Annotated in this window: 15 protein-coding genes; 8 read left to right on the top strand and 7 right to left on the bottom strand. The window is 36.9% G+C overall.

All coding sequences use genetic code 11. From position 1 onward, the window contains the following. Positions 1 to 531: 531 nt before the first annotated feature. Positions 532 to 2,157, top strand: a complete 1,626-nt coding sequence (locus ACIQ2Z_RS07505; RefSeq protein ID WP_396183529.1) for a M1 family metallopeptidase — start codon at positions 532 to 534, stop codon at positions 2,155 to 2,157. A gap of 57 nt (positions 2,158 to 2,214) precedes the next feature. Here ACIQ2Z_RS07505 and ACIQ2Z_RS07510 read toward each other — a convergent pair whose 3' ends face one another. Together ACIQ2Z_RS07510 and ACIQ2Z_RS07515 are read right to left on the bottom strand one after the other, a co-directional pair. Beyond that, positions 2,215 to 3,270 carry an AMP-binding protein gene (locus ACIQ2Z_RS07510; protein WP_396183530.1) on the bottom strand — a complete coding sequence of 352 codons (1,056 nt, stop codon included), beginning with the start codon at positions 3,268 to 3,270 and terminating at the stop codon, positions 2,215 to 2,217. Continuing rightward, complete coding sequence (locus ACIQ2Z_RS07515) at positions 3,263 to 4,198, bottom strand: lysostaphin resistance A-like protein (RefSeq protein WP_396183531.1); 936 nt, start codon at positions 4,196 to 4,198, stop codon at positions 3,263 to 3,265. Before ACIQ2Z_RS07515 ends, ACIQ2Z_RS07510 begins: the two co-directional genes overlap by 8 nt. Positions 4,199 to 4,302: 104 nt before the next feature. On the opposite strand from ACIQ2Z_RS07515, the gene arsC reads away from it, so the two are divergent. After that, positions 4,303 to 4,647, top strand: a complete 345-nt coding sequence (arsC, locus tag ACIQ2Z_RS07520; RefSeq protein ID WP_396183532.1) for an arsenate reductase (glutaredoxin) — start codon at positions 4,303 to 4,305, stop codon at positions 4,645 to 4,647. 91 nt (positions 4,648 to 4,738) lie between these two features. After that, positions 4,739 to 7,219 carry a TonB-dependent receptor domain-containing protein gene (locus ACIQ2Z_RS07525; protein WP_396183533.1) on the top strand — a complete coding sequence of 827 codons (2,481 nt, stop codon included), beginning with the start codon at positions 4,739 to 4,741 and terminating at the stop codon, positions 7,217 to 7,219. Between the two features lie 49 nt (positions 7,220 to 7,268). Here ACIQ2Z_RS07525 and ACIQ2Z_RS07530 read toward each other — a convergent pair whose 3' ends face one another. Continuing rightward, positions 7,269 to 7,439 (bottom strand): hypothetical protein, encoded by a 171-nt coding sequence (locus ACIQ2Z_RS07530; RefSeq protein ID WP_396183534.1) that lies wholly within the window; start codon positions 7,437 to 7,439, stop codon positions 7,269 to 7,271. Positions 7,440 to 7,625: 186 nt separating this feature from the next. Between ACIQ2Z_RS07530 and fumC the strand changes: the two genes are divergently transcribed. Both fumC and ACIQ2Z_RS07540 read left to right on the top strand, forming a co-directional pair. Next, positions 7,626 to 9,023 (top strand): class II fumarate hydratase, encoded by a 1,398-nt coding sequence (fumC, locus tag ACIQ2Z_RS07535; protein ID WP_396183535.1) that lies wholly within the window; start codon positions 7,626 to 7,628, stop codon positions 9,021 to 9,023. Between the two features lie 168 nt (positions 9,024 to 9,191). Next, positions 9,192 to 9,620 (top strand): lipocalin family protein, encoded by a 429-nt coding sequence (locus ACIQ2Z_RS07540; protein WP_396183536.1) that lies wholly within the window; start codon positions 9,192 to 9,194, stop codon positions 9,618 to 9,620. Positions 9,621 to 10,015: 395 nt separating this feature from the next. Here the strand turns inward: ACIQ2Z_RS07540 and ung are convergent, their stop codons facing one another. Continuing rightward, entirely contained in the window at positions 10,016 to 10,681 is a 666-nt protein-coding gene (gene ung, locus ACIQ2Z_RS07545; protein ID WP_396183537.1) for a uracil-DNA glycosylase, read from the bottom strand. A 114-nt stretch (positions 10,682 to 10,795) separates the two neighbouring features. Between ung and ACIQ2Z_RS07550 the strand changes: the two genes are divergently transcribed. The 3 genes from ACIQ2Z_RS07550 (at position 10,796) to ACIQ2Z_RS07560 (ending at position 13,598) form a co-directional block, all read left to right on the top strand. After that, positions 10,796 to 12,967, top strand: coding sequence for a DNA mismatch repair protein MutS (locus tag ACIQ2Z_RS07550; RefSeq protein WP_396183538.1), 2,172 nt, complete (start codon positions 10,796 to 10,798; stop codon positions 12,965 to 12,967). 19 nt (positions 12,968 to 12,986) lie between these two features. Beyond that, entirely contained in the window at positions 12,987 to 13,397 is a 411-nt protein-coding gene (locus ACIQ2Z_RS07555) for a thiol-disulfide oxidoreductase DCC family protein (protein WP_396183539.1), read from the top strand. A 66-nt stretch (positions 13,398 to 13,463) separates the two neighbouring features. Continuing rightward, positions 13,464 to 13,598 (top strand): hypothetical protein, encoded by a 135-nt coding sequence (locus ACIQ2Z_RS07560; RefSeq protein ID WP_396183540.1) that lies wholly within the window; start codon positions 13,464 to 13,466, stop codon positions 13,596 to 13,598. Positions 13,599 to 13,640: 42 nt separating this feature from the next. On the opposite strand, the gene ACIQ2Z_RS07565 is transcribed toward ACIQ2Z_RS07560, so the two are convergent. Genes ACIQ2Z_RS07565 through aroC form a run of 3 tightly spaced genes read right to left on the bottom strand, consistent with a single transcriptional unit; the run spans position 13,641 to position 17,353 of the window. Further along, entirely contained in the window at positions 13,641 to 14,963 is a 1,323-nt protein-coding gene (locus ACIQ2Z_RS07565) for a T9SS type A sorting domain-containing protein (protein WP_396183541.1), read from the bottom strand. Positions 14,964 to 15,007: 44 nt separating this feature from the next. After that, positions 15,008 to 16,285, bottom strand: coding sequence for a dicarboxylate/amino acid:cation symporter (locus tag ACIQ2Z_RS07570; RefSeq protein WP_396183542.1), 1,278 nt, complete (start codon positions 16,283 to 16,285; stop codon positions 15,008 to 15,010). 6 nt (positions 16,286 to 16,291) lie between these two features. Then, the gene (aroC, locus tag ACIQ2Z_RS07575) at positions 16,292 to 17,353 is read right to left on the bottom strand and encodes a chorismate synthase (protein ID WP_396183543.1); all 1,062 of its coding nucleotides are present in this window, start codon (positions 17,351 to 17,353) and stop codon (positions 16,292 to 16,294) included. Positions 17,354 to 17,463 lie beyond the last annotated feature (110 nt).

Below are 17,463 nucleotides of genomic sequence, written 5' to 3' on the forward strand. Positions count from 1 at the left end.
AATGGACTGAAACAAGGCTTAAAGCAAAATACATTAAAATTACTGAAGAATAAAAGTGGCTGCTTTAGGGGGGCTGTCCAAAGTGTTCACTTTAAATTACCACATTGTTGTGCGAACGTCTCTGCTCGTTAAAGTTTTACCTTCTAATTTAGTAAATTACACTACGAAGGTTTGAACACCCCAATAGTTGGCGATGATTTATACGGCACCAAAGCCGCCGCTTGTTTTTGCATGCGGAACTGATACGGTTTTGGCATCCGGTTTTGGGGAAGGAAATGGAGGTTGTGGATGGGGTTGGGTTTTGAGGAATTAATAGAAAATGAGGATTGATTTTGAGAAGGTTTAAAAAGTTACATGAATATGATAGTATTCGCTTTATACATAATGAAGATTCAAAAAAACATTTCTAATTACATCAAAATCATAAAAAATAGTTAACTAACAAAGTATAAATTGATTTTTAATGCTATTTTAGTAACCGATTAAAGAAAAATTTAATCAGCGAAACTGCGACTAATTGAAAAGTAAACTATGTATAAATTTTTTCTCTTAATACTAGCATTTTTTGGATTACAACAAATCAACGCTCAGGAATTCACCCGACGCGATTCATTACAAGGTGGTCTTCGCCCGGAACGAACTTGTTTCGATGTACTTCGATATGACTTGAATTTGACCATTGAACCGGAATATAAAACAGTCAAAGGTTACAATGAAATTACCTTTAAAGTAATTGAAAAAACGCAAAAAATTCAATTGGATTTGTTTGAGAATATGGTTGTGGACAGTATCATTTTCAATGAAAAAAAACTACAATACAAAAGAGAATTTGACGCCATCTTCATCAATTTCCCTTCTATTTTACCTTTAAATACAGAACAAAAAGTTCGTTTTTATTACTCCGGTAATCCTTTAGTTGCTAAACGGGCTCCTTGGGATGGTGGTTTTGTATGGAAAAAAGACAGCAACGGAAACGATTTTGTCGGAGTGGCTGTACAAGGAACCGGAGCTAGTTTGTGGTATCCCGTAAAAGACCATCAAACAGACGAGCCTGATCGTGGTGCTTCCGTCAAAGTTGCAGTTCCAAATGGTTTAATGAACGTTTCTAACGGTAAATTTATAGGCAATGAAAACCTCAAAAATGGCTTTACCCGTTGGGATTGGGAAGTGAATAATCCTATTAACAATTACAATATCGTCATTAACATTGGTGATTATGTCAACATCCATGAAAAATTAGACAATTTAGACTTAGATTATTATGTCTTAGCTGAAAATGAAGCCATTGCCCGTAAACATTTTGAAGAAGTTATGCCCATGATGGAATGCTTCCAACAAAAATTCGGGAACTATCCTTTTGCAAATGATGGCTACAAATTGGTTGAAACTCCTTATTTAGGTATGGAGCACCAAAGTGCTGTAGCTTATGGAAATAAATTTACAAAAGGATATTTAGGAAATGATATGACCGGCACCGGAATTGGGTTAGAATTTGATTACATCATTATTCACGAAACCGGACATGAATGGTTTGGAAACAGCATCACTTCAAAAGACATTGCCGATATGTGGATTCATGAAAGCTTCACTACTTATTCAGAATGTGTGTACGTTGAATGCCAATTTGGCTATGAAAAAGCGATGGCCTATATCAATGGTCAGAAAAAATTAATTGCAAATCAAAAACCGGTCATCGGGCAATTCGGCGTAAATTTTAAAACCGGCAATTCCGACATGTATTTCAAAGGAGCTTTGATGCTCAATACCATTCGACACATCATCAACGATGACACAAAATGGTGGGCAATGCTGAAAAAGTATGCAGAAACCTTTCGCCATAAAATTATTGAATCAAAAGATGTTGTGGCTTTCTTTTCTAAAGAGTCGGGTTTAAATTTATCGCCTGTTTTTGACCAATACTTAAAACACAAAGCTTTTCCTGAATTAGAATTGAAGTTTAACGAGGGAACTTTCGATTTCCGTTGGAAAACAGATGTAGAAAATTTTAAAATGCCTTTTGAATGTAAAATTGGTACAAAATCAATGCGTTATGAAGCCACAAATGCTTGGCAATCTGCACCAATTCAGCTAAAGAAAACAACTGATTTAAGTTTGGACGAAAACAAATTTTTGTTTATGAGTAGCGTCCTAAAATAATAAACCTCTGATTCCTTGAATTGAAATAATCTTTTCAGTAAATCAGTAGCAATTTAATTAGTACATAAATTTGCTCACTGTTTCTTTTCGAACAATTTTACCTGTTGCAGTTTCCTCAAAATGTTTTACAAAATGAATTTCTTTAGGTTTTTCGTATTTATCTAAAACTTCAAAGACACTATTCTCAACGGTCATCGGCTCTCCTTCTACAATCAAAACTAATTTCTCTCCCAAGACCGAATCAGGCTGTCCAATCACAAAATAGCGTCTTGGAATTCGGGTAGCTAATTTTTCTTCTATTTGCTCCGGAATCAATTTGATACCTCCACTGTTTACAACATTATCAAAACGACCTAACCAAATAAATTCATTCTCAGAAACCATTTCAACAATATCATTGGTTTCTATAATTTCATTTGAAATGGAAGGAGCTTTAATTAAAAGGCAATTGTTATCGTCCTGCGAAAGCATCACATTCGGAAAAACTGTAAACGCTTCCTTTCCTATTCGTTTCGCGGCAATGTGTGTAATGGTTTCAGTCATACCATAGGTTTCATAAATTTCTGACTTCACTTTCAGTAATTTTTCTTCTAATGGTTTCGTGATTTTGGCACCGCCAATAATTATTTTTTTAATGTGATGCAATTTATTCAACGAATATTGAGCTTGCATTGGTACCAATGCGGCAAAATCATAGTCATGGTCTATTAGCTCTAACGGATTTGAACTAGGAGCCACAAAATCAATTTCCAACCCCAAAATAAAACCGCGGATAAACATCATCTTTCCGGCTACATACTTAGCAGGTAAACAATGAAGCACTCTATCTCCGGGTTGTAAATCAAAGAAATCACCTGTCGCTAAGGCTGAACTAACCATGGCTTGCTTATCAACACGAATCAATTTGGGCGTGCCCGTAGAACCGGAGGTATTTATTTCAAGATAACTTCTGTCATCAAACCAATCTAACAAAAAATCGCCAACCGGTTTTTCAAAATCTTCACCTTCTTTTATAAAACTATAAGCAAAAGTGCATAACTCTTCTCTGTTTAAATGAAAACCATTCAGTTTAAACTTATTGTGCACATTGTGGTAAGTAATATCACTATTCATTTTCTTTTCCTTTTGTATTAATTAATTCTTTTTCAGCATCATAATCTAGAACCTTTCCTGATAATTTTTCTTTCCAATCAGTCCACTGATATTTTCTACCAAAAATAAACAAAAGAATTGGGAAAATAACCAGTACAGGGAATAATACATCATAATTTGCAGAAGGTTCGGATACATCTTTAAAAACGGAATGCGTTTGAAAAACAGTCCAATCTGCAGTTACCAGTAAAGCCCCAATCAAGTTATTGGCGGCATGAAATCCGAGAGCCAATTCAAGACCTTCATCCATTAATGTCATTATTCCTAAAAAAAATCCGGTTCCTATATAATAAACCATGATGATATCACCCAACTTTCCAACCTCCGGATTGGCAATATGCATCATTCCAAACATGACAGAAGTTATGATTAAAGGAATTAATTTACTTTTAGTCACCACCCCTATACCTTGCATTAAATAACCCCGAAACAAATATTCTTCAAAACTCGTCTGTAAGGGTATCAAAACAATGGCTAGAATTAAAAATATATAAAATTTTGAAGCATCAAAATTAAGTATAAAATTTTCCGGTGCATTATAATATAGGATTAAGGTGGAAAAAATACTTAATAATCCCCAAATGGTAAAAGAAAACAAAATTCTTTTCCAATCCACTTTTTTTCGGGAAGTCGTTAAACTTCGAATACTTTGCTGATGGACAAATTTTACCCAAAATAGCAAGAAAAGACAAGCTGCTGATAATGGGCCAATCAAAATCACAAAAGTCAAATTCACACCAAACTGATCAATAAACAGCTTTAAAGTGTCTTCCACATTCACGTCCTGAGTTGAAAAGTAATTCTCCACCATTAATCCTAAAAACAAAACAGGAATGGGCAAATAAAATAAAAAATTAAACCTTTTGGTGTTGATTTGTTCAATATACATAGGAAAGCATTTGTTTTCAAATATAGGACTTTTGTAAATGCACATGTTACATTTTTTTTAACAAAATTTGAATTTTGATGCTGTTAATTTGCAAAAAAATCAGAATGATTACCATTTTTCACAATCCAAGATGTGGCAAATCCAGAGAAGGCTTAGCTATCCTGGAACATTCAGGAAAACTTTTTCAAGTAATTAAATACCTTGATAAAAACCCTACTGAAGCAGAGTTAAAAACCATTATTGAAAAACTTCAACTGATTCCTATCGATTTAGTCAGGCAAAAAGAATCCGTTTGGATAGAACAATTTAAAGGTAAAAATTTATCTGATAACGAAATCATTCACGCCATGGTTTCAAATCCTATTTTAATTGAAAGACCAATTGTAATGAATGATTCCAAAGCAATTATTGGCAGACCTCCCCATAAAATTATTGATTTTATTGCTTAAAGCTTAGCAATCATTTAACAAATCTTTGGGATTTTTCGGATAAACCATAAGTAATTTTGCAGTCTTAATGCAAGCACATAACCTCAAGTTCATGAAAAAATTAATTTCTCTTTTTACGCTCCTTTTTATTTGCAGTACTTCACTCCTTCACAGTCAGGATAGACAAGCTCCAAACAAAATAAAAGTTTCAGGAAAAGTGATTGACAAATCTACTTCACAACCCTTAGAATACGCAACCATTGTTTTTCAAAATACTAAAAAACCGGAAATGGTAACAGGCGGAATCACTAACAACAAAGGGGAATTTGACATCGAAATCAATGCCGGAATGTATGACATCAGAGTGGAATTTATTTCTTTCAAAACCGTAGAATTTAAACAACGTAACTTTCAGGCAAATACTAATTTAGGAACTATCACTTTAGCTGATGATGCAACCCAATTAGACGGGGTCGAATTGCGTGCCGAACGTTCCACTGTAGATATTAAACTCGACAAACGCGTTTATAATGTGGGTCAGGATATGATGGTAAAAGGCGGAACCGTGAGCGATGTTCTAGACAACGTTCCTTCCGTTTCTGTTGATGTTGACGGAACCGTCAGTTTAAGAGGTAATGAAAATGTTCGAATATTAATTGACGGCAGACCTTCAAATGCAATCAATATTAACGATGCCTTACGAATGATTCCGGCAGATGCCATCGATAAAGTGGAAGTGGTGACTAATCCCTCCGCCCGTTATGATGCCGAAGGCGGTGGTGGAATCATCAACATCATTCTGAAAAAAGGTAAAAACCAAGGTTTAAACGGAACAATTACAGGAACAATTGGCGACCCTACCAACAGAGGTATAACCGGTAACATCAATTTTAAATCTGATAATTTCAATCTTTTCACTACGCAAGGTTTCAATTACCGTGAAAGTCCCGGGAATTCATTAACCAATACCGAATACTTTAACGAAGACGGAACTACCCGAAACTATATCTATGAAACCAGAGAAAATTCCCGTGATGGAAACAATTACAACGGTAACTTCGGTTTCGATTGGTATTTAGACAAATCGATTACTTGGACAAATACATTTTCCTACCGTAAAAATTCGGGCGATAATCCGGAACATGTTGAATTTGATTTTTACGATGCCAATAAAGTATTTCAATACACTACAATTCGTCAATTAGAACAAACAAACAACGGTGAAAACATCGACTTCTCTTCTAATTTCGTCAAAAATTTCAAAAAAGACGGACACAAATTAACCGTTGATGCTTCCTTTTCAGACAATGCCGACTTTGATTTTTCATTCATTGACGATGAAGAATTTGTGGACGTAAGAACTTTTAACGACCAAACATCAAAACGAACCATACTACAAACCGATTACGTGTTGCCAATTTTTAAAAACGGACGTTTTGAAATAGGTTACAAAGGAGATTTTAACGAAAATTTGACCGACTTTACCCAAGAAGATTTCAACGAAAGCTCTAACATTTGGATTAAAAACGATAGCATCAGTAATATTTTTGAATACAAAGAAAAAGTAAACGCACTCTATACACAATACGGAAACAAACTAAACAAATTCTCCTATTTCTTCGGTTTACGTTGGGAAGATTCTAACATTGACGTGAATCAATTCATTACAAACGATTTTACCAATAAACGCTATAATGACTTTTTTCCAAGTGCCGTTTTCTCCTATGAATTAACTGAAAGCACAAACACTTCATTAAGTTACAGCAGAAGAATTCAACGTCCAAGAGGTAGATTCCTGAATCCTTTTCCAAACTATTCCAGTAACATCAATATCTTTCAGGGAAATCCTGATTTAGACCCGGCCATGACCCATGCCATTGATCTAGTGTATCTTCAAAAATGGAAAAAATTAACCTTGAGTAGTTCAGCTTACTATAACTATACCGAAGATTCATTCCAATTCATCCGAAAAGAATCCGGTGCTTTTGTAGAAAACGAAGTGAGCGGAGAAATCGTTTTAACGCCAATCATTCTTACAACCCCGGTTAACTTAGCCACCCAATATCGTTTCGGATTTGAATTTAACTTGAATTACAACCCTTTCAAATGGTGGAGATTAAACGGTAACTTCAATTTTTTCAGAAATGAAACTGATGGAGAATACATTTACACAAACTATTTAGGAAACCAAGTCGTTCAAAACTTAGATAATATTGCCATAAGCTGGACAACCAGAATCACTTCAAAAATAACCTTGCCCTACAAAATTGATTGGCAAACCAATGCTACCTACAACGCCCCGCAAACCACTGCACAAGGAAAGAATTTAGGAGTTGTTAGTGCAAACCTTGCTTTCAGTAAAGATATATTAAAAGACAAAGGAACCATTGCCTTAAACGTGAGCGACCTTTTCAATTCAAGAAAAAGAATCTCCGAAACTAATCTTCCGAGTTCATTTGCCTACAGTGAAATGCAATGGAGAGAAAGACAAATCAACCTTTCCTTCACCTACCGTTTCAACAAACAGAAAAATGAGAAAGAAAGACAACAAAAAAGAGAAGGTGGTGACGAAGAATTCATGGGCAAACCATAAAAAAAGGGACGCTATTGAGTCCCTTTTTGTTACAAAACATTTTAATATATTAAGATGCTTGTTCCTGATCTCTTTTTGCTTTTTTCTCTTTGATTAATTCAATGATAGCTCCACCCAACCAATAGTGAACAAAACCTACCAAAAATATCATCAACCAAAAACCGATGGTTAAAACGGTAAGGAAGAGAATGAAGCCTAAATACTGTTGAAAATCAAACATTTTTCGGAATTTTTCTGATTCAGTGACAAATATAAATCAACATTATCATTTTATCAACATAAACCTAAAAAAATTTTAAAATAGAAATGTTAATAACTAAATTTGCATGACTATTTTTTCAATAGCTTTCACTGCAATACAAACCAATAACAGACTATATCATTCACAATTAATAAAAACACAACAATGAACTACCGCATCGAAAAAGACACCATGGGTGAAGTTAAAGTTCCTGCCGATAAATATTGGGGAGCTCAAACAGAACGTTCCAGAAACAACTTTAAAATCGGACCTTCTGCCTCTATGCCAAAAGAAATAATTGAAGGTTTTGCTTACCTCAAAAAAGCAGCCGCTTTTGCTAACCATGAACTAGGCGTGCTTCCAATCGAAAAACGCGATGCCATTGCTCAAGTTTGCGAAGAAATCCTTGCCGGAAAATTAGACGACCAATTTCCATTAGTCATTTGGCAAACCGGTTCCGGTACGCAAAGCAATATGAACGTCAACGAAGTGGTCGCTAATCGGGCTCAAGTTTTAGCCGGATTCAAAATTGGCGAAGGCGAACCCGTTGTAAAAGCAAACGACGACGTCAATAAATCACAATCCTCTAACGATACTTTCCCAACCGGAATGCACATCGCTTGCTACAAAGCCGTGATGGAAAAAACAATTCCCGGCGTAACCTTACTCCGTAATACCTTAAAAGCAAAATCGGAACAATACATGAGCGTTGTGAAAATCGGTCGTACCCATTTAATGGATGCCACTCCCCTCACCTTAGGGCAGGAATTTTCCGGTTACGTGTCACAATTAGACCACGGATTAAGAGCCTTAAAAAACACCTTAGCCCATCTATCTGAATTAGCATTAGGCGGTACTGCCGTTGGAACCGGATTAAACACCCCTCCGGGATACGATGTAAAAGTAGCCGAGTACATTGCTAAATTCACCGGACTGCCTTTCATCACCGCTGAAAACAAATTTGAAGCCTTAGCAGCACACGATGCCATTGTAGAAACACACGGAGCATTAAAAACGCTTGCTGTTTCTTTAAATAAAATCTCCAACGACATTCGTATGATGGCCTCAGGTCCTCGTTCCGGAATTGGCGAAATCCTTATTCCCGAAAACGAACCGGGTTCATCCATCATGCCCGGAAAAGTAAACCCAACCCAATGCGAAGCCTTAACCATGGTTTGTGCTCAAGTAATGGGTAACGACGTAACCATCACCGTAGGCGGAACGCAAGGCCACTATGAACTGAATGTTTTCAAACCCGTTATGTCGGCAAACTTCCTCCAATCAGCTATCTTGTTAGGCGATGCCTGCGTTTCTTTCGAAGAACATTGTGCCAGTGGCATCGAACCTAACTACACTAGAATCAAAGAATTGGTAGACAATTCACTGATGCTCGTCACCGCATTAAACACCAAAATTGGTTACTATAAATCCGCAGAAATAGCTCAAACCGCTCACAAAAACGGAACAACCCTTAAAGACGAGGCCGTTCGATTAGGTTATGTAACCCCGGAAGACTTTGACGCATGGGTAAAACCCGAAAACATGGTTGGTAGCCTAAAATAAGCATAAAAACAAAGTAGAATAAACCAAAAACGCTTCCCAACCGAAGCGTTTTTTTTTATCCCCGAACCTCTCAACAACTCAGCTTCTCAGCCTCTCAGCCACTCAGAAAAAACCTTTGTTATAAGAAAAATTTGTGTATTTTTGCACCGAACTTAAAAACATAAAAAAATGAAAAAATTATTATTATTACTTTCTTTCGTAGCAGTTTCATTAACTTCTTGTTCAGATGACGATTCTTCTTCATCAGTAGCAGTGAACGAAGCTAACTTAATGAAAAAATGGTACATCGTAAGTTACGAAGTAGCAGGACAAACTATTCCTTATGGCAATTTAGCGTGCGGAAGAGATTACGTACAATTCAAAGCGAATGATGTAGCAGAAGAATATTTTGTTAATAGCTGTGACCCATTAGATGCAGATACTGACTTAGGTACTTGGTCATTAAGTGGAAACTCTATTTCAATTACTTTCTTTGGAAATACTTTAACAGGAACTGTATCTGGCTTAACAGCTTCTACATTACAAATTACAGACACGTTTGATTTCGACGAAGACGGAACTGACGAAACAGTAAAAGTAAATTACTCTACTAACTAAGATAAGTCGTAAATCAATACCTAAAAACGCTTCCTAACAGAAGCGTTTTTTTTATACCCAAACAATATAATCCCCAAAACCTAAAACTTTAACAAAGGAGTGTTTCCATTTCGGTCTGGAGTGTGTTAATTTCTTTTAATACAATACCCTTCGAAAAAAAACAATACCCTTCGAACGTCCAAACGTTTGCTTTCATGTAAAAAACGAAAGAATCAAAAAAAACGATAAACAGCAACCTGTAAATTTGTCAAATTTTTTTAATCTGTGATCTAAAAGAACAAAAAAACCCTTCTCATTCATAAACCTTCTATTCAAAAACCTTTCCCAAAAACTAAGAGATTATTCAAAAAACGACACGAGATTTTCCTAAACCTAGAGCAACACCCCAAAAACCCCTACCACTTAATTTCCGCTTTCCCCAAGCCTTTCAAATATGCATTCGTCAAACTAAAAGGATGATGCCCAAACCACAAACCACGGTTCGCACTCAACGGCGAAGGATGCCCCGCCTCTAAAACCAAGTGCTTCGTTCGGTCAATCTTCAACCCTTTCTTCTTAGCAAAACTACCCCACAACAAAAAAACAACCCCTTCCCGTTCCGCAGAAATCCGCTGAATCACAGCATCCGTAAACCGTTCCCAACCCCGCTTCTGGTGGCTCCCCGCTTCCCCCGAACGAACCGTCAATGTAGCATTCAACAACAAAACACCTTGCTCCGCCCACTGTTCCAAGTTCCCCGAAACACGCATCGGCACACCCAAATCCCGTTCCAACTCCTTGAAAATATTCACCAACGACGGCGGCAAAGCAATCCCCTCCTTCACTGAAAAACACAAGCCATTCGCTTGCCCTTCCCCATGATACGGATCCTGACCAATAATCACCACCTTAATTTTATCAAAAGAGCAATGCTCAAAAGCAGCGAATACCTCCCTTTTCGATGGATAACACCTCTGATGAGCATATTCGTCCTCCACAAATGCCTGCAGTTCTGCAAAATAAGGCTGTTCAAACTCCTGCTGCAAAATAGCTTTCCACAAACCCGGTACACTTACTTCCATACAATTCCTATTTCAACAAATATAACAATACTTCCATAAATTTTTCAAATGATAATCCCCAACTAACAAACCAAAATAATCCCTAAATTTGCCTAAAATTGCGATAACCCAAAAATGATTTCCATCACCGATAAAACGCTCAAAGATTTAGAATTTGCAACCATCTTGCAAACAGTCTCCTCCCGCTGCAACACCGAGATAGGCAAAGAAAAAGCCCTCAGCATCGTCCCTTTCAAAAGCAAGGAACTCCTGATGGACTCCCTCTTGCAAACCTCTGAATACCTAGCCTCCTTTTCAAACAACAACGCCCTACCAAACCACGGCTTTGAAAACATAACTAACGAAATCAAATTCATCGGCATCGAAGACAGCTTCCTCGAAGTAACCGGCTTCCGAAAAATTGCTCAACTCTCTGAAACAGTAAACACCATGTTGTTTTTTCTAAAGAAATTCAACGATTACTACCCCCAACTCAACCAACGGGCACAACACGTTGAATACACCAAATACATAGTCCAAAAAATTGACGAAGTCGTAGATAAATTCGGCATTATCAAAGACAACGCCTCCCCCGACTTAATCAATATTCGTCGCGACATGAGCCTAGTTCGTGGCAAAGTAAACCAAAGTTTCGGCTCAGCCTTAACACAATACAACGCCCTCGGCTACCTCGACGAAATCAAAGAAAGTTTTGTCGAAAACCGTCGCGTATTAGCCGTCCTTGCCATGTACCGCCGCAAAGTAAAAGGAAGCATCCTCGGAAGCTCCAAAACCGGCAGCATCGCCTACATCGAACCCGAAGCAACCCTTCGCTATTCCCGTGAACTAAGCAACCTCGAATATGAAGAGCGGGAAGAAATCACCCGTGTATTAAAAAAATTAACCAATGACATACGCCCTTATAAAGAACTCTTAAACCAATACCAAGCCTTCCTGAGCGACATTGATGTAACCGCCGGAAAAGCAAAGTATGCCTTGAGCATAAACGCCATTCTACCCACCATCATTGAGGAAAAGCGACTCTTTTTCAGAGATGCCTATCACCCCATTCTCTATTTAAACAACAAAAACAAAGGAGAAAAAACCTTTCCGCAAACTATCGAACTGCATAACCAAAGCAGAATCATCGTCATTTCCGGACCCAATGCCGGAGGTAAAACCATCTCCTTAAAAACCATCGGACTCTTGCAATTAATGCTGCAAAGCGGTCTCCTAATTCCCGTTCACGAACGGAGTGAAACCTTCTTATTCGACAGAATTCTAACCGACATTGGCGACAATCAATCAATTGAAAATCATTTAAGTACATACAGTTACCGTCTAAAGAACATGAACTACTTCTTGAAGAAATGCAATGCAAAAACCCTCTTCCTCATTGACGAATTCGGCACCGGCTCCGACCCCGAATTAGGTGGGGCTTTAGCAGAAATATTCTTAGAAGAATTTTACCACCGTGAAGCCTTCGGAATCATCACCACGCACTATTCAAACCTAAAGATATTAGCAAACGAACTCCCTTTTGCTTCCAATGCAAACATGCTCTTTGACGAAAAATCATTAGAGCCGATGTATAAACTAGTCCTAGGCCAAGCCGGAAGTTCTTTCACCTTTGAAGTAGCTCAAAAGAATGGCATTCCCTACGGATTAATTAACCGAGCCAAAAAGAAGATAGAAGGCGGCAAAGTACGATTTGACAAAACCATTGCTACCCTTCAAAAGGAACGTTCTAAGATGGAAAAAACATCCATCAACCTAAAAGAAGAAGAAACCAAAGCCCGCGAAGAAAGCAAAAAGATGGAAACCATCAACGCCAAGATACAAGACAAACTCGAGCGGTATCAGGAACTCTATGATGCAAACCAACGCCTCATCTACATGGGTCAAAAAATTGACGACATTGCTGAAAAATACTTCAACAACAAAGACAAAAAAGTATTGATTGGCGAATTCCTTAAAGTAGTGGAAATAGAAAACTCCAAACGCAAAAAAGCAACGGTAAAGGAGAAAAAAGAAAAGGAAATCATCCAAAAACAAATCGTTGAGGAAGTCGCCGTTAAAGTAGAAGAAATCCGCACTTTAAAAAAGGAAAAGAAAGTAAAAGCCCTCAAAGCGGAAGCGGACAAACCGAAAGTAGCTTTAAAAATCGGCGACCGTGTTCGCATGATTGATGGGAAAGCCGTGGGAACGTTGGATTTGATTGAAAAAAACAAAGCAACTGTCAATTATGGCGTTTTTACATCGAAAGTAAGTTTAGATGCTTTGGAATTCGTCGAGGCAAAAAAATAATTTTAAAATTAAAATGATAATGGATCAATTACCAAAAGACAAGAAAATCATTCTTTTTGACGGAGTTTGTAACCTCTGCGACAATTCCGTACAATTTATTATCAAGCATGATTCAAAAGATGTTTTCCGCTTTGCATCATTACAATCGGAAATCGGAGAGCAAATTTTAAAACACATTGGTGTAGACCCAACCAAAGTAGATAGCATCGTATTGTATGTTCCCGGAGTTGCCTACTATCTTAAGGCGGAAGCAGCCATGCAAATCAGCAGCGAATTAAACAGCTGGCATCGCTTTCTCTCCTATTTATCATTCACTGGTTTTATTGGCAACTTTGTTTATGATTATATTGCAAAAAACCGCTACAAATGGTATGGTAAAAAAGAGGCATGCTTAATTCCTACAGATGCCTTGAAGGAAAAGTTCTTATAACTGACAATTATCATATTCCATCCTAAATTTAAATTTTATTTTTGATAAACTTTAAACCGAAACCAAATGAACAAATTGACTCTTGCTTTGTATTCATGGGATAATGGAGCTATCATAATGATTGGCGTATTTGCCTTAGTAATCATTGGACTTATAGGAGCCGTTATGCTAATGATGAATAGTAAAAACAAAAAAGACTAAGTGATAACTTAGTCTTTTTTTATTTAAACAAAAAGATTTTTATTAATTTTTGATGATTTTTGTTGAAGAAACTCCCTGTTCAGAAGATACAGTAACAACATAAACACCTGCATTCAAATCAGAAATATTAACTTGTGTTTCAGTAATTCCATCAAATTTCAATGATTTTACAGTTCTTCCGTTAATATCAACAACTTGAATTGCTTTAATTGATGCAGCAGAAGCACCTTTTACAGTTATAAAATCAGTTGCAGGATTAGGATATACTGAAAAAACAGCTTTTTCAGTTGTAGGTAATGCTAATACTGTTCCGGTATATTTAAAAATACCTTTTGAAGTAGCATTTTCGTTAAATCCACCTGAAAAGCCAACAGTTGTATTTCTAAATTCACAGATAGTATGTTGGATATTGTTGTCAATTTGAGTCCATGTTAGACCATGATCTAAACTATAAGAAGAGCCTGAATTTCCTGTTGCAGAACCAGTACAAATCACACTAGAAGTACCAGGCACATACGATAAATCTGCTGTATAGAAAGGACCTGTAAAGGCTAGAGGATCCCAATTTTCTCCACCGTCTGTTGTTGTCCATAATTGACCAGAATTGGAACTTAATAATCCTTTAGTAGCAGAGGTAAATGTGTAACTTCCATTTTCGCTCTCACCACCAAAGTCATTTAAAGGAGATTGAGCAACAGTCCAATTTAAACCTTTGTCAACAGAGCGATAAATACGACCGTAATTAGTTCCAAACCAAACTACATCACCTACTACGTCAAAATTAGCAACATATCCATACTCTCCAGAATCGGCAGGCAAGGGAATGTTTGCAGAAGGAACTCTTGTCCAATTTGTACCACCATTAGTTGTAGTATAAATTTCATAATAACCTCCAACAGGATCTCCCATACAGAAGCCATTATTTGCATCCCAAAAATAAACTACGTTTGCAAATGCTGCGGCTGTAGTAAATACAGCAGTAGTTTGTTTTGTCCAATTTGCACCACCATTTACAGTTTTCCAAATACCTCCTGCTGCTGAAGCTGTAGGATAGGCAGAAACCCAGGCTGTATTTGCATCAGTAGCTGTTATACAAGAAATAGCTAATGAAGGAGAACCACTTGTTAATGTAAAAGATGATGACGTCCAGTTATTTCCACCATTTGTACTTTTAGCATACTCTTTTATGGTAGCAACTGCAGAAGCTGTTCCATCATAAGCTTTTACCCAAATCACGTTATCGTCAACAATCGAAATACTATTAATACCTCGACTTGCAGCAGTAAATGAAGATGCTTTTTCTGTCCAAAACTGTGCGTTAACAGTAAAAGTAGTTAATAAAATAAAAAGTAATAATTTTTTCATAAGTTGTAAATTTTAATATTTTTCACGAAAATAAGAAAAAAAAATTAAACTTCTGTGTTAATGGGGTTTAATTTTCCAACAGATTTAGCAACAACCGTGGAAACAACAGCATCACTAGTTACATTCACGACCGTTCTACACATATCTAAGGGTCTATCTATAGCAAAAATTAAGGCTAAACCTGCTTCCGGAATTCCGGCTTGTCCCAAGACAATCACCAACATCACCATTCCTGCACTCGGTACCGCTGCAGAACCAATAGAAGCTAATGTTGCGGTAACAATAATCATCAATTGGGTTTGTAAATCCAATGGAATCCCCATTGCTTGTGCAATAAAAACTGCAGCAACCGCTTGGTATAGACTAGTTCCATCCATATTAACCGTTGCACCTAAAGGAAGTACAAAACTGGCCACTTCCTCATCTACCCCAACATTTTCTATTACCCGCTCCATGGTTACCGGCAAAGTAGCCGCACTGGAACTTGTAGAAAAAGCTAATAATTGTGCCGGAGCAATAGCTTTAAAAAATTTCACAGGTGAATATTTTGCCAAAAAAATCAGCATTGTTGGATATATTACAAAGGTCATTACTATTAACCCTAAAACGACCGTCAAAGCATAAATTCCTAACGCATTTAACGTTGAAAAATCAGGGATTTCAACCATTAAAGCAGCCATTAGGGCAAAAACACCAATGGGAGAAAAAAGCATGATAATATCAATAATTTTTAGAATAACTTCATTCAATCCTTTGAAAAAATCGACCACCGGTTTAGCTTTATTTTCATCAATTAAAATCAAACCGATTCCAATTAAAATGACAAATAAAATCACTTTCAACATGGAAGCATTATCTGTCATGGCTAAGAAAAAATTCTCAGGAACAACATCCACTAAGGGTTGTAATGGACCTTGGTTTTTAGCACTCGCAGCCAGTTCGATTTTTTTTGCAGCATCACCGGCAAAGTTTTCCAATAAACTTTTACGTGATTCATCATTGATATAATTTCCTGGTTTTATCAAATTAGCTAAAACTAATCCGATACATACTGCGGTGACGGTAGTAACTAAATATAAAACAACGGTTCTACCACCCAATTTAGAAAGTTTAGCTATATCTTTTAAATCAGATAATCCGACGATTAAAGAAACAATGATTAACGGAACCGCAATCATTTTTAGTAAGTTGATAAAAATTGTGCCAAACGGTTTTATCCAATCGACAACAATGCCTTTCATTTCGAGGTTTTTCATTACATATCCGAAAGCTAATCCAAATAACATTCCGATTAGAATTTTCCAGTGAAGAGCTAATTTCATGCAGAATTATTTATAGGTTTTATTTAGTAAAAAAAAGTCGGCCAAAACTAAAGCGGCCATGGCTTCTACAATGGGAACTGCTCTTGGCACAACACATGGATCATGTCTACCTTTGCCTTCCAATTCAACAATATTTCCTTCGTTATCAATTGTTTCTTGTTTTTGCATAATGGTGGCAACCGGTTTAAAAGCAACTCGAAAATAGATATCCATTCCATTAGAAATACCACCTTGAATTCCTCCGGACAAATTTGATTTTGTTGTTCCATCTTCATTGAACAAATCATTGTGATCACTGCCTTTCATTTGAGCACCACAAAATCCACTTCCAAATTCAAAACCCTTAACCGCATTAATGGATAGCATCGCTTTGCCTAGTTCGGCATGCAATTTATCAAAAACCGGTTCCCCTAAACCGATTGGAGCATTTTGAATGACACAGGTAATGGTTCCTCCAACCGTATCACCTTGCTTTCTGATTTCTTTGATATAATCTTCCATCAGAGCAGCTGTTTTTTCATCAGGACAACGAACGGGATTATTTTCAATTCTTGAAAAATCTAATTCCTGATAAGGTTTGTCAATAAACAGGGAACCAACCGAGGAAACAAAAGCATTAATTTTAATGGATGAAATTACTTGTTTTGCGATGGCTCCCGCTACTACCCGACAAGCTGTTTCTCTGGCAGAACTTCTTCCGCCGCCTCGATAATCGCGAATACCATATTTCTTTTCATACGTAAAATCAGCATGACTGGGTCGAAATGCTTCTTTTAAATGTGCATAATCCGATTGCTTTTGATTGGAATTAGGAATAATAAAACCAATTGGTGTTCCGGTTGTAACACCTTCAAAAATTCCGGATAGAAACTGTACTTCATCGGCTTCTTTTCGTTGGGTAACAATGGTTGATTGCCCGGGTTTACGTCGACTCATTTCGAGTTGAATCGCTTCAAAATCAAGATGAATTCCGGGTGGACAACCATCAATAATACCTCCTAAAGCATCACCATGAGATTCGCCAAAAGTGGTAAGTTTAAATAAAGTTCCGTAGCTGTTTCCTGCCATTATTAGGAATATTTTGAACAAAAATAAGTTTTTTAATTTAAAGAATACTCATAAAAACGGTTTGACTTCACACAAAAATAATATTGGTTGACCAAACGTTAACTTTTTAG

Source organism: Flavobacterium sp., from assembly GCF_044361015.1.
GTDB lineage: Bacteria > Bacteroidota > Bacteroidia > Flavobacteriales > Flavobacteriaceae > Flavobacterium.